Annotated in this window: 16 protein-coding genes; 11 read left to right on the top strand and 5 right to left on the bottom strand. The window is 50.0% G+C overall.

Annotation, left to right across the window (positions count from 1 at the left end):
• The first annotated feature begins 3 nt into the window (after nucleotides 1–3).
• The 9 genes from ACNI23_RS19935 to ACNI23_RS19975 all read left to right on the top strand — a co-directional run bounded on the left by ACNI23_RS19935 (nucleotide 4) and on the right by ACNI23_RS19975 (nucleotide 5,606).
• A complete protein-coding gene (locus tag ACNI23_RS19935) occupies nucleotides 4–273 on the top strand; it encodes a EutN/CcmL family microcompartment protein (protein ID WP_420250964.1) in 270 nt (89 codons plus the stop codon).
• A 5-nt stretch (nucleotides 274–278) separates the two neighbouring features.
• Nucleotides 279–827 carry a BMC domain-containing protein gene (locus ACNI23_RS19940; RefSeq protein WP_420250965.1) on the top strand — a complete coding sequence of 183 codons (549 nt, stop codon included), beginning with the start codon at nucleotides 279–281 and terminating at the stop codon, nucleotides 825–827.
• A gap of 2 nt (nucleotides 828–829) precedes the next feature.
• A complete protein-coding gene (locus tag ACNI23_RS19945; protein WP_015850364.1) occupies nucleotides 830–1,174 on the top strand; it encodes a hypothetical protein in 345 nt (114 codons plus the stop codon).
• Between the two features lie 28 nt (nucleotides 1,175–1,202).
• Complete coding sequence (locus ACNI23_RS19950; RefSeq protein WP_320173289.1) at nucleotides 1,203–1,490, top strand: BMC domain-containing protein; 288 nt, start codon at nucleotides 1,203–1,205, stop codon at nucleotides 1,488–1,490.
• A 107-nt stretch (nucleotides 1,491–1,597) separates the two neighbouring features.
• Nucleotides 1,598–2,707 (top strand): 1-propanol dehydrogenase PduQ, encoded by a 1,110-nt coding sequence (locus ACNI23_RS19955; RefSeq protein ID WP_420250966.1) that lies wholly within the window; start codon nucleotides 1,598–1,600, stop codon nucleotides 2,705–2,707.
• A gap of 78 nt (nucleotides 2,708–2,785) precedes the next feature.
• Nucleotides 2,786–4,111: a 4Fe-4S dicluster domain-containing protein gene (locus ACNI23_RS19960; RefSeq protein ID WP_420250967.1), complete on the top strand. Its 1,326-nt coding sequence runs from the start codon at nucleotides 2,786–2,788 to the stop codon at nucleotides 4,109–4,111.
• 57 nt (nucleotides 4,112–4,168) lie between these two features.
• Nucleotides 4,169–4,720: a BMC domain-containing protein gene (locus tag ACNI23_RS19965; protein ID WP_420250968.1), complete on the top strand. Its 552-nt coding sequence runs from the start codon at nucleotides 4,169–4,171 to the stop codon at nucleotides 4,718–4,720.
• An 89-nt stretch (nucleotides 4,721–4,809) separates the two neighbouring features.
• The gene (locus tag ACNI23_RS19970; RefSeq protein WP_420250969.1) at nucleotides 4,810–5,163 is read left to right on the top strand and encodes a BMC domain-containing protein; all 354 of its coding nucleotides are present in this window, start codon (nucleotides 4,810–4,812) and stop codon (nucleotides 5,161–5,163) included.
• A gap of 14 nt (nucleotides 5,164–5,177) precedes the next feature.
• Nucleotides 5,178–5,606, top strand: a complete 429-nt coding sequence (locus ACNI23_RS19975) for a EutP/PduV family microcompartment system protein (RefSeq protein WP_420250970.1) — start codon at nucleotides 5,178–5,180, stop codon at nucleotides 5,604–5,606.
• Here the strand turns inward: ACNI23_RS19975 and larB are convergent.
• From larB to ACNI23_RS19995, 4 genes are all read right to left on the bottom strand, one after another.
• Nucleotides 5,593–6,345: a nickel pincer cofactor biosynthesis protein LarB gene (larB, locus tag ACNI23_RS19980; RefSeq protein ID WP_420250971.1), complete on the bottom strand. Its 753-nt coding sequence runs from the start codon at nucleotides 6,343–6,345 to the stop codon at nucleotides 5,593–5,595. The two genes, ACNI23_RS19975 and larB, sit on opposite strands and share 14 nt — an antisense overlap.
• Before the next feature lie 92 nt (nucleotides 6,346–6,437).
• On the bottom strand, nucleotides 6,438–7,235 hold the full coding sequence (larE, locus tag ACNI23_RS19985) for an ATP-dependent sacrificial sulfur transferase LarE (protein WP_420250972.1): 798 nt from the start codon (nucleotides 7,233–7,235) through the stop codon (nucleotides 6,438–6,440).
• Complete coding sequence (larC, locus tag ACNI23_RS19990) at nucleotides 7,235–8,503, bottom strand: nickel pincer cofactor biosynthesis protein LarC (RefSeq protein ID WP_420250973.1); 1,269 nt, start codon at nucleotides 8,501–8,503, stop codon at nucleotides 7,235–7,237. The genes larE and larC overlap by 1 nt, the downstream gene beginning before the upstream one ends.
• 70 nt (nucleotides 8,504–8,573) lie before the next feature.
• Nucleotides 8,574–9,773, bottom strand: coding sequence for an aldo/keto reductase (locus ACNI23_RS19995; protein ID WP_420250974.1), 1,200 nt, complete (start codon nucleotides 9,771–9,773; stop codon nucleotides 8,574–8,576).
• A gap of 191 nt (nucleotides 9,774–9,964) precedes the next feature.
• Here ACNI23_RS19995 and ACNI23_RS20000 point away from each other — a divergent pair, with 191 nt between their 5' ends.
• A complete protein-coding gene (locus ACNI23_RS20000) occupies nucleotides 9,965–11,179 on the top strand; it encodes a patatin-like phospholipase family protein (protein ID WP_420250975.1) in 1,215 nt (404 codons plus the stop codon).
• A 98-nt stretch (nucleotides 11,180–11,277) separates the two neighbouring features.
• Nucleotides 11,278–12,186 carry a hypothetical protein gene (locus ACNI23_RS20005; RefSeq protein WP_420250976.1) on the top strand — a complete coding sequence of 303 codons (909 nt, stop codon included), beginning with the start codon at nucleotides 11,278–11,280 and terminating at the stop codon, nucleotides 12,184–12,186.
• Nucleotides 12,187–12,285: 99 nt separating this feature from the next.
• Here the strand turns inward: ACNI23_RS20005 and ACNI23_RS20010 are convergent, their stop codons facing one another.
• Nucleotides 12,286–12,930, bottom strand: a complete 645-nt coding sequence (locus ACNI23_RS20010) for a CatB-related O-acetyltransferase (protein WP_420250977.1) — start codon at nucleotides 12,928–12,930, stop codon at nucleotides 12,286–12,288.
• Nucleotides 12,931–12,939 lie beyond the last annotated feature (9 nt).

Here is a 12,939-nt window from a genome sequence, read left to right on the forward strand (position 1 = left end):
TTTATGATCATCTGTAAAGTTGTCGGCAATGTTTGGGCCACCCGCAAAAAGGATGAATTGAGCGGGGAGAAGCTGATGGTTGTTCAGCGGCTCGATATCGAAGATAAGGGCAGTGATGAAGTTTTCGTCGCAGTTGACTGCGTTGGAGCGGGCATCGGTGAGCAGGTTCTGGTAACTACCGGAAGTTCTGCTCGCATGGCTCTGCGTAACCATGAAGCTCCGGTTGATGCATCCATCGTGGCTATCATCGATGAAGTGCAGGCTCAGGTCTAATTGTCATGGATACGCTGGGTATAGTTGAAGTTTTCAGCATCGCTGCCGGAGTGCGCATAGCAGATGCAATGATGAAAGCTGCGGACGTGGAACTTGTCCGTGCTTCTACTATTTGCTCCGGCAGATACCTGATTTTTGTTTCCGGTGAACGCTCTGCTGTCTCTGCCAGTGTTGATGCTGCGGATGCTGACGATGGTAAGATCAAGGCCAGCTTTGTTCTTTCCAGCCTTTCACCGGAAGTGGCTGCAGTGCTGAAAAGCCCCGTCGCCATTGCTGATGTTCAGTCTATCGGAGTCATCGAATGCCGCAATGTTTCCACCGGCGTGATGGCAGCGGATGTGGCGGTCAAGCGTTCCGGCATCGAGCTGGCCCGTTTTGTCGCGGGGCAGGGCATTAACGGTAAATCATATTTCGTTATGAGCGGCGATGTGGCTGCGGTTCAGGAAGCCGCAGATGCTGCATCCGCCGCTTTGGGCAGCAATCTTGTTGAGGCGGTCGTCATCCCCGGACCCGACGCCTCGGTCGTAAAGGCCTTAGTAAGGGGAACGAGGTAAAGATGAAAAAGAAACTTATCGAAGCGGGCAACCTTGATTCATTTATTTGCCCGGACAGTGACACATTCTACGTAGACAACAACATTCTCTTAACTCCCGGTGCCAAAGATGAGCTCCGCAAGAGAAAGATCAAAATTGTCCGTGTGGAAGACGCCGCAGCTGCTGTTGCCGAATCCGGTAGCGCCGGATGCGGTAACCCTGACTGCACCAAAGAAGTTTGTAACGGTTGTGAAGAACTGGTTATGGGCATTGCGGTGCTGCTGAAGGAAGAATACGGAATCACCGATCTTGCACAGCTCAAGGAAATGAGCTTCAAGCTTGCTGATGCCGTTAAAGGAAATATTTAAAAGTTTAGTATTTTAGGAGGAGAAAATTATGTCATCTCTCAACGCTCTCGGAATGGTAGAAACCAGAGGCCTCGTTGGTGCTGTTGAAGCAGCCGATGCTATGGTTAAAGCAGCAAACGTAACTCTCGTTGGCCGTGAACAGGTCGGCGGCGGTCTCGTAACCGTATTGGTTCGCGGCGACGTTGGTGCTGTTAAAGCTGCAGTTGATGCTGGTGCAGCAGCTGCTGAACGCGTAGGTGAACTGCGCAGTGTACACGTGATACCCCGTCCTCACAGCGAAGTGGAAGTTATTCTTCCCAAATGCGCTGTAAAGTAAGGACATTAAGGGGCGCAGGCACCCCTCACCCCTCACACCTGCGCCCCTATATAAATTTCAAGCTGAATAGATTTTAACCCTGACATTTTGATTTATTGGAGAAAAGGGTGACACAGTTCTACGGCAAAACAAAGATCTGCTATGGCGAAGATGCTCTGGACAACCTGGAGACTATCCCGGCAACGCGGGCTTTTATTGTTACCGATTCATTCATGGTAAAGACCGGTTTTGTTGACCGCGTCCGTACCCATCTTGACCGTAAAGGGATTCCCTTCATCATCTTCGATGAGGTTGAACCCGATCCTTCCCTTGAGACAGTAACCAAGGGAGCACAGATTTTCCTTAAAAACCAAGCCGACCTGATCATCGCTCTCGGCGGTGGTTCCCCCATTGATGCGGCCAAGGCTATCTCCTTTTTCGCTGGGAAGGCTCTTGAAGGAAAGGTCAAACCGACACTGGTCGCTATTCCCACCACCAGTGGTACCGGGGCTGAAGTTACCAGCTATGCTGTGGTCACCGACAAGGTTAATGAGGTCAAGATTCCTCTTAACGATGAAATGCTTATCCCGGATATGGCTATCCTTGATGCCCGTTTCACCCGTTCCCTGCCGCCGCATGTAACTGCTGCAACAGGCATGGACGTGCTGACCCACGCCATTGAGGCATACACTTCCCGTGAGGCCAACGCTTTTACTTCTATCTATGCAAGATACGCCATCAGTTACGTATTCAAGTATCTCAAGCGGGCCTACATAAACGGTGATGATATGGAAGCACGCGAGAACATGCTTCTCGGCTCCTGCATGGCAGGTATGGCTTTCAACAACAGCGGACTGGGCATCACCCATTCCATCGCCCACTCTCTTGGCGGTATTTTTCATGTGCCTCACGGACTGGCAAACGCAGTAGTTCTGCCCCATGCAATTAAGTTTAACAGCTTTGATGTGGGTATCCGCTACCACGAAATTGCTACCATGCTGGAACTGCCCGCAGAAACTGTCGAAGAAGGAACCCGTTCCCTTATCGATGCGGTCATGGAACTTAACGAATCCATGGGCATTCCCAACAATGTCGGCGCATTGAAGATTGATGAAAGTGTTTTTAAAACCAGCCTGAATACCATTGCCCGCAATGTGCTTGATGATATCTGCACTGCTAGCAACCCCAGAAACCCTTCACGCGATGATGTGAAAGAGCTTCTGCTGAAGGCTTGGTAAGATAGCTATTTTGAACAAATCCGGCAGGTCAGCCGTTAGGGGCTGACCTGCCGGAGGTAAATCGGAAGGAATTATCAAATGGCTGCAAATATAGTTGATATTATTCGTGAAACAGGTGTTGTCGGTGCCGGTGGTGCTGGCCTCCCGACTCACGTTAAGGCCGAGGCAAACGTAGATACCGTTCTGGTGAACGGTGCTTCCTGTGAACCGCTGCTTATGAGCGACCCCTACCTCATGGAAGCTGAAGTAGATACCATGATCCGCGGCCTTGAAGCGATTATGGACTGCACCGGTGCCAAGAAAGGTATTATCTGTCTTAAGGGTAAACACGCCAAGGCAGTTAAAGCTGTTCAGGAAGCTGTTGCCCGTGACGGTTCCGGTCGCCTCGAATGTTTCGTACTTAAAGATTTTTATCCTGCCGGTGATGAGCAGGTGCTGGTTTACGAAGTTCTGGGTCGTACTGTCCCTGAACGCGGTATCCCCCTTCAGGTGGGTGCTGTTGTAAGTAACACCGAGTCCCTGTTTAACGTTGCACTGGCAATGGACGGTAAGCCTGTAACTCACCGCTACCTGACCGTTGCCGGGGAAATCAAGAACCCCATGGTTGTTAAAGTTCCCGTGGGAACCCTTGTTTCCGACGTGCTCGAATTCGCGGGCGGACCGACCATTTCCGACTACAAAGTTGTAGACGGCGGTCCCATGATGGGCCGGGTTCTCCCCGACACCAATCAGCCGGTAACCAAGACCACCAGCGGACTTCTGGTTCTGCCTCCGAATCACAACGTGGTTGCAGGCAAGGTTATGGATCCCGAAAAGATCCGCCGCATCACCAACACTGTCTGCTGTCAGTGTTCCCGCTGCACCGACCTCTGCCCGCGTAACCTGCTCGGTCATTCCCTGCATCCCCACAAACTGATGCGTGTAATCGCCAACAATGAGCTGAATACCGAAGCCGCTAAAGAAGCACTGCTTTGCTCCGAATGCGGCATCTGTGAAAAATTCTCCTGCCCCATGATGATTTCTCCTCGTGAGGTAAACGCCCAGATCAAGCAGATCCTCATGAAGGAACGCGTGACTTGGGAATCCAAGGGGAATGAGCTTAAAACCAACCCGTTCCGCGCAAGCAGGGCAATCCCGACCAAGCGTCTGATTCAGCGCCTGAACCTTTCCAAGTATGACGGTCACCCTGAATACGCTGGTGAGTACACTCCCTCCGTGGTCAACATCCGCCTTGGTCAGCACATCGGTGCTCCTGCGCAGTGTGTTGTTTCCGCAGGAGATAAGGTAAGCTGTGGCGACCTGATCGGTGAAATTCCCGAAGGCGCAATGGGTGCAAGGGTTCACGCCAGCATCGACGGAACAGTCGAGAGCGTTGAAAACGGCGTAGTGGTTATCAAGAAATAATTAGCAGGGTACCCTGTGAAAGCGCTTTGCGCATCCCCTTCCAAAAGGAGATATAAAATGGATTTACGTACTATCGGTTGTGTAGAACTGAACAGCGTTGCCCTCGGCATACACACCGCAGATGAAATGCTTAAAGCAGCATCTGTCGAGCTGGTCATGGCCCGCCCGACCTGTCCGGGCAGATATATTGTTGTTGTTTGTGGTGACACCGGTGCTGTTAAAAGCTCCGTTGAAGTCGGTTGTGAAATCGGCGCCGACATGGTTGTCGACCACTTCACAATCCCCAGCATTCACGCGGATGTTATCCCCGCATTGAGCGGTACTTCCATCGTGCCTCGTATCAATGCTCTGGGCGTAATTGAAACCTACACCATCGCTTCCTGTATTCTTGCAGCAGATGCAGCTGCAAAGTCCGCAGATGTCAGCCTTATCGAAATCCGTATGGCTGCCGGTCTCGCAGGTAAAGCTTTCGTAACTATGACCGGTGATGTCGGTTCCGTTAAAGCTTCTGTTGAAGCCGGAATCGAAGGCGTTGCCGACTCCGGTCCGGTTCATAGCCACGTAGTTATTCCTTCCCCCAGCGAAGAGATTAAAGCACAGTTGATCTAGTGTTGTATTAACACTGGAGCACATGTCATCCTGCCGGCACGTGCCTTTCCACTTCAGCACGTGCCGGTTTTTTTAAAAGGAGTTTGATTATGATGGACAATGAAAACAAACAGCGCATTATTCAGGAATACGTTCCCGGTAAGCAGGTTACCCTTGCCCATCTTATTGCCAGCCCGCACCGCGATATTTATCTCAAGTTAGGTCTGGATGATAACGCTGCCGGGGCTATCGGCATCATGACCATCACTCCCAGCGAGGGCGTGATCATCGCATCGGATGTCGCTACCAAGGCCGCTTCCGTTGAGATCGGTTTTCTGGACCGTTTCGGCGGTTCGCTGCTGCTTCTGGGAGATGTTGCCAGCGTGGAAGCTTCGCTTCGCGCCGTACTCGATTATTTTGAGGGCACCCTGCATTACTCTTCTGTAGAACTCACCCGCTCTTAAGCGGGCGGTAGGCTATGAAGAAGACCATGTTCGTGGGCGAGACCCGCTCCGGCAAAAGCTCGCTTATCAAAGCCCTGTCAGGCGAATCCTATTCCCCGCGCCGGGCCATGGCCGTTGAACACTTCGGTCCGTTCATCAATACCCCCGGTGAATTCCTCGAAAACAGCTGGTTCTACCATGCTCTGATCACTTCTTCCGCTGACTGCAAAGTCTTGGCAATTGTTCAGGATGCCACCCGCCGGACCAGTCTTTTCCCGCCTCTTTTTACTTCCATGTTCAACCGCAAGGTCATCGGCCTTGTGTCCAAAGTTGACGCCCCCAATGCCGATCCCGAGCTGGCCGAACGTTTCTTAAAGCAGGCCGGAGCAAAGCAAATCATTCGCACCAGTTCTGTTACTGGTGAGGGGATTGAGCAAATTCTATCTATTCTTACCGATCAATAGCCTTATTAATCTTACAGGCTGCGCAGGCCGCACCGAATCCGTTATCAATATTAACTACGGTCACCCCGCTGGCGCAGGAAGTCAGCATGCCCAGCAGGGCGGACAAGCCTGAGAAATTGGCTCCGTAGCCTACTGAGGTCGGCACTGCGATAATGGGCTGTTCGACAAGTCCGCCGATTACGCTGGAAAGAGCGCCTTCCATTCCCGCAATTACAATTAGCACCGAGAATTTACGGATTTCATCAATGCGATCAAGCATGCGATGAATTCCGGCTACCCCGATGTCGGAGATTATGGTCGCACGGCTGCCGAGCATGTCGCAGGTTACCAGTGCTTCTTCTGCAACATCAAGATCGGATGTTCCGGCGGTGATAATTCCTACTGTGCCGCTGTTGTACACAATTTCTTTGCTTTTGCAGGTCAGAGTGTTGGCTGTCTCATTGTATTCCACTTGCGGGAAGCGAGTAGTTACATGTTCGGCCGTTTCCGGGGCAACTCGTGTTGCCAGCACGTTGTTACGTCCGCACATATGTTCAAAAATATCGCCGACCTGTTGCGGAGTTTTGCCCGCTCCGTAGATTACTTCAGGAAAGCCGTTGCGCAAGCTGCGGTGATGGTCGATCTTGGTGTGTCCAATGTCCTGATAAGGCAGGTCGCGCAGCTTATCCATGCCCTGATCCACGTCCATGCTGCCTTCTTTTACAGCATTCAATATATTTTTAAGATTATCGTTGGTCATAGTTATGATGCGCTTCGCGCTTTTGTTGAAAGATTTCGCCTCCGGCGGCCAAAGGAGCTAAGCCCCTTTGGAATCCTTAGCAGGGTAAAATTCTATTTCTTATTTAAGCTGCCCATTTTGTAGCCGCCCAGATCGAGCGCTACATGGCGGTAGCCGAATTCTTTTAGTTTGTTATTGATGCTGTGGATTTCATTGGCGTTCATGAAATCCATCAATTTATCCGCCGGGATTTCGATACGGGCAACTTCACCGTGATGGCGTACCCGCACGGCAGGGAAACCTATTTTCATGAGAAAGACTTCGGCCTGTTCCACCTGTTGCAATGCTTGGTCTGTTACTTCCACATCAATAGGCATGCGTGAGAGCAGGCAGGCGAAAGAAGGTTTGTCCCATGTGGGCAGTTTGAATCTACGGGAAAGATCGCGGATCTCCTGCTTGGTCAGCTCCGTTTCCACAAAAGGGCTGCGGATTTCAAGTTCTCGCAGGGCCTTTATGCCGGGACGGTAGTCACTGAGATCATCGATATTGGTTCCTTCAAGGACGTGCTCTATGCCATTCTCCTGCGCTATTTCCAGCAGCTTGCTGAACAGAATCTTCTTGCAGGTGTAGCAGTGCTCCGGGGGATTCATGCGCAGTTCTTCAGGAAAGTCCATGGTTAAGACAACATGCTTTACACCCAACTGTTTCGCGAATTCCTTTGCCTCGCCTTGCTCCCATTGCGGAACGTAGGGAGTGGCGATGGAAGCGGCTATGGCTTTATCTCCAAGAGCTTCTTTTGCAGCATAGAGCAGTAAAGTACTGTCCACTCCACCGGAAAAAGCGATAACCGCTCCGCCAGTTTCAGCGAGAGCTTCAAGCAGTTTTTCATATTTCAAGGCAAGTCTGTCCATCAAATCTCTCTTACTTTTCCGATCAGTAAGTAAACCTCACTTAGAGGGATGCCGTGCTTCTTGGCTAAAGCGCGACAATCTTCAAGTTCCGGCTTGGAGCGAATCACCTCACCATCTAAAATGGCCTTCTTCATGGTTACTGTTCCGAGCGGGGTTTCGAGCTTGTCGAAGGAAATGTCGAGCACTGTTTTTTCAAGGACAATACTTTTGATGCCCAGCGTGCTTGTGTGCTTGAAGATGAGACGTTTGAACTTGTCCTCATCTTCTGCGGAACAGAGCAGCGAAAGGGTGGTTGCCGGACGGTTTTTTTTCATGACTATGGAGGTGAAATGTACATCCATTGCTCCGTCTTCCATGAGCTGATCTAGGGCCGCGCCGAGCATTTCTCCGGTCATGTCGTCGATGTTGCATTGCAGCAGCCGCGCCGGGACCGTGGGCAGGGATGTGGCTGGCTCGCTTTTGGACGGCTGCTCGGTCTTGGCTAGCTGCACGCGGAGCACGTTGGGAATTTCATTGTCCCGATGCCCGATGCCGTATGCTGTTTTCTGAACAGCCATGCGCGGCGAATCTGAAAAATAATCAACCAGTTCAGCGAGGATCGCCGCTCCAGTGGGAGTTGTGGTTTCCTGCTGAACAGCACCTTGAGTTGTGGGTAATCCGGCAAGGATTTCAGATGTAGCCGGGGCGGGTACGGGCATTTTACCGTGGGCGCAGTTGACGAATCCACCACCCAGTTCAATGGAAGAACACCAGACTTGGTCAATTTTCAGTTCATGGAAACAGATTGCCGCGCCGACAATATCTACGATGGAATCAGTGGCACCCACCTCGTGGAAATGAACCTCGTAGACGGTGCTGCCGTGAATCTTGGCCTCGGCTTCTGCTACCCGTTTGAAAATTGCAAGGCTGGTCGCTTTGACTTTATCGCTGAGATTGCTGGAATTAATAAGCTCTTCGATGTCTTTCAGGTTTCGGTGTTCGTGGTGATGGTGGTGATCGTGGGTGTGGTCATGATGATGTCCATGTCCGTGATGGTGGTGTCCATGATCATGATGATGTTCATGCTGGTGAGCCAGCTCAACATCTACACGGGTACCGAAAATGCCCTTGCGCGAATCCTGTGAAATTTTGAGGCTGAACTCATCTTCCAGACTGAGTTTGGCAAGTTCGGTTTTTAGGAAATCAGGAGAAACGCCGAGATCAATCATGGCGGCGAGGTTCATGTCTCCGCTGATGCCTGAAAAACAATCGTAATAGAGTATGTTCATTCTTATTCCGGTCCGGCTGGGGGCCTTGTATTATGCGGATTCCGGACAACCGGAATCCGCATAAATGTATTTAGTTTTCCTGTTTGTTGGCTACCATGTCTACTTTGGCCTGCATGTCTCCCTGCTCAAAGTAATCCACGACTCGCTTAAGCTGTTCGGGAATAGCAATGTGCTGGGGACAGTGCTCTTCGCATTGCCCGCATTCCACGCACTGGGATGCATATGCTGATTCACCCGCCATTTCTTTGCTGAAGAATACGGCGTACTGGAATTTAAAGTACTCAGCTTTTTCTTTGAACATGTGGGCACTGTTGAAGAGTTCAAAGCAACCCGGAATCCTGACTCCGGCGGGACAGGGCATACAGTATGCGCAGCCGGTGCAGGGGACCTGCATGAGTTCCTTGTACCTTGCAGCGACCTTGTCCACAATAGCTAGTTCCCCTTCAGTCAGGGAATTAGCTTTAGCTTCGGAGGCAATGGCGAGGTTCTGCTTGATGTGTCCCTCTTCGTTCATGCCGGACAGGACCACAGTCACTTCGGGATGGTTCCAGACCCAGCGCAGGGCCCATTCAACCGGAGCACGTTTGGTTTCAGCTTCATCAAAAATCTCCTGTACTCCGTCCGGGGGAGTAGGAGCGCTGAGGTTCCCGCCGCGCAGGGGTTCCATTATCATGACAGCGAGGTCCTTGGATGCTGCGTATTTAAGTCCTGCGGTTCCGGCCTGATTTTCAGTGTCCAGAAAGTTGTACTGAATCTGGCAGAAGGTCCACGGATAATCATCCACAATGCGTTTGAAATCTTCGGGAACACCGTGGAATGAAAAGCCTGCATAGCGTATTTTTCCGGATTCAAGGGCTTTGTCCAGAAAGTCTTTGATGCCCAGTTCCACTGAGCGGTCCCATGAATTGCCTTCAACTGCATGGATCAGGTAATAGTCGATACTGCCAACATCAAGCCGTCTCAGCTGCTCGTTAAGAATCTCGTCCATATGTTCGCGAGATTCAACAATGTATTGGGGGAGCTTGTCGGCAATGGCAACTTTCTCGCGGTATCCGTCCTTGAGGGCCTTGCCCACAAGACCTTCACTCTGACCGCCGTGGTAGGGCCATGCGGTATCCACATAGTTTACTCCGTTGTCGATGCAATTACGAATCTGGGCGATTGCGCGTTCTTCATCAATATTATTGTCATCGATCATGGGCAGGCGCATGGCACCAAAGCCCAAGATGGACAATTTTTCTCCTGTCTTAGGTACTTTACGGTAAAGCATGTTCTCTCTCCCTTTATTAATTTGCAGGTTTTTTAAATCGTAATTATGTTCTGTCTGCCGACAGCAGAGTTAAACAGAGTAAGTATACACATTCATTCCATGTTGTGATCAGATATTTGTCTGAAGATGATGCTGTTTTTGTTTAAGCTTTATATATGAGTGGTTGATCAAATAAATATGGAATTTTAAATATGAAAAGTAACTTTTATTGCAGGCTTATTGTCTTTTCTTTTTTGATGGCTTTGCTGGCCGGTTGCGGACTCAAGCGCAACCCTATCCCGGCGGAGATGCAGGATCTAGCCTGTTTGCCCGGTTATGATCAGGTTCGTTTTTTTGGAGATACAACTCCAAAGCATATGAATAAGGTCATGGAACAATGGGCCGCATTGAGCCGGATGAATATGCTGCCGGAGGAAATCAGCTTTTTGTCTCTTTCCGGTGGCGGAGCTGACGGAGCTTTCGGGGCCGGATTTCTTTGCGGCTGGACCGAACGCGGTGATCGTCCCAATTTCGGTCTGGTGACCGGGGTCAGTACCGGGGCGTTGATTGCTCCCTTTGCTTTCATGGGACCGGACTACGATCCTTTCATCGAAATGTTCTATACAACCTTTGAAACTAGAGACCTTGTGCTGGAACGATCTTATGTCTCTGCAATTTCCGGGGACTCGGTGTATAGTACTGAGCCTTTAAAACAGGCTCTTAAGAAATTCATCAATCATGATTTCATAGCCAAAATTGCCATGGAGCATCGCAAGGGCCGCAGGCTTTTGATCGGTACCACGAACCTTGATGCTATGCGGCCGGTCTATTGGGATATCGGCGCGTTGGCTCAGTACGGAACACCGGAAGCGGATCAGCTCATCCGCGATGTTATTCTTGCCTCGGCTTCAGTTCCCGTGGCTTTTCCTCCGGTTTATTTCAAGGTCAAAGCCGGGGATGATATTTACGATGAAATGCACGTGGACGGCGGGGTCAGCAATCAGGTGTTTTGTTATCCTCCCAGTATTCACCTTGCCGAGGAGCTGGAAAAGATAGGCGAGAAACGGAAGATTACCCTGTACATTATCCGCAACGATGCTTTGATTACTGAAGGGGTTCAGGTTGAGCCATATATAGGTGGCATTGCGGCCCGTTCCCTTGCCGGATTGATTCGCAATCAGGGAATCGGTGACCTTTACCGCATGTACTATACTGCTGAGCGTGACGGAGTGGATTTCAAGCTGACTTTCATCCCTCCTGATTACAAGGAAAAGTCGGACGAGCTTTTCAGTCCGGTCTACATGAGCAAGCTCTTTGTTCTCGGTCACAATATGGCCAAGGCACCGAATCCATGGCATACGTCACCGCCTTCCGCCACAGCCCGTAAGGGACCGGATGCCGTTCCTGCCGAAATCATTATTAAATGATGTGGATTAATCGTTAAAATTTAATTATATAAACAAAATCTAATCGGTAGAGATAGAAACCATTTTCGGCTTAATATCGTGTTTGCGGAGCAGAATCAGTGAGTAAGGTTGATGTTATTATAAGTGTGTGCGGTAAGCCTTTGCAGACTTGTCTTGCTCTGCTTTCCCTTGAACGGGCCAGCGGTCAGCATATCGATAAGATTTACTTTATTGAGGAAAATACCAAGACCAAGGGGATTGATGCGGGCTGCCATCAGTATGTTCTGGATGCTCTATCCCATAAGATCGAATACTACATGCCCAAGTATTGGAATTATTGCTTTCCTATTGAATGGGATCGCATAGATGACGAAGAGTATCGCCATTCCGTTCGTTACCAGTACGGCTGGGAAAAGAGTGATAAGGATTATGTGCTTATCATTCACAACGATGCCATCTTCAGGAAAGATATAATCGGGGCCATGGTCGATGGTATCGGAGATCATGTTGCTGCCGGACACATCGGGCAGTGCTGGTATTGTCCCGCGGCATTTTCCGGTAAATGTTCACCTGATACCTATATGGATTACCGCCCGGATTTTCGTGAACTGGTCGACCTTTACCGCAGTGCCCAGCCGCCGGAGGGAAAACAGGTCCGCGCTTATCATCTGCCGCGTATGCACGATATCTTCTTCAAGCAACCTTGGCCTCTGCCGGAGTGCAGGGTCAATGAATGGTGTTGCCTCGTAAACATGAAGATTGCCCGCAAGATGACGATGCCCATTGGCAAAGCTACTCCCTTTGGCGCTTTTATCAATGTCGGCAAGCAGATTCTGGATGTGGGGTGTCAGTGGTTTCGGGAAATGCACCTGCGCAACAAGACTTGTCTCAACTTCGACATCTATAAATATATGTACCACGATGTGCCGCCCACAGGGCAGCCGACCCTTATTGATAAGGATAAGTACAAGACCAAGGAAGAAATCGCCTTAGATGTTCTTAGGGATGAATTTGATTATCCGGGATAAATCCGGCCCTTGTAGAAATTTGAATCCCCGCAACGCTTCTGAGTGTTGCGGGGATTTTTTATGCGTCAGGTAAGTGCAGCCTTAATTCGAACCGTTTCACTAGGTTGCTTTTTGTAAATGTTCCATATCAGAGCCGATAATGGCAGGCAGATTTCGGGTCACTTTTTCAGGTTCCCATTCCCACCATTGTGCATCCAGCAATGCTGCAATTGTATTTTCATCAAATCTCATTCTAACTACTCTTGCCGGATTTCCGGCAACAATGCTGTATGGAGGAACGTCTTTTGTTACCACGGATTTTGCTCCGATGATGCTGCCGTGTCCTATGTTAACTCCCGGCATGATCGTGGCGTCATATCCGATCCAGACGTCACTGCCGATTACAGTATCGCCTTTGTAGGAGGTATGTTCTGCCGGAGGTGTAGCATCCTTCCATCCCGATCCGAAAATGAAAAATGGGTAGGTGGAGAAACCACCCGTGGCATGGCTTGCCCCGTTCATTATGAAAGAAACATTTCTGGCAATGGCGCAATAACGGCCAATGATCAGTTTATCACCTATAAAATCGAAATGATATAGGATGTTTTCAAAGAAATTATCCGGTCTCGATGGATCATCATAGTATGTGTAGTCACCGATTATTACGTTGGGATTTTCATTGAAGTTCTTGATGAACGTCACTTGCGGAAAACCTGCTACCGGATGTTTGGTGTCGGGATCAGGATATTTTATGTCTGATGACATAAGGTACCT

It is taken from the genome of Maridesulfovibrio pacificus (SeqCode) (assembly GCF_048612815.1).
In the GTDB taxonomy this organism is placed as follows: domain Bacteria; phylum Desulfobacterota; class Desulfovibrionia; order Desulfovibrionales; family Desulfovibrionaceae; genus Maridesulfovibrio; species Maridesulfovibrio pacificus.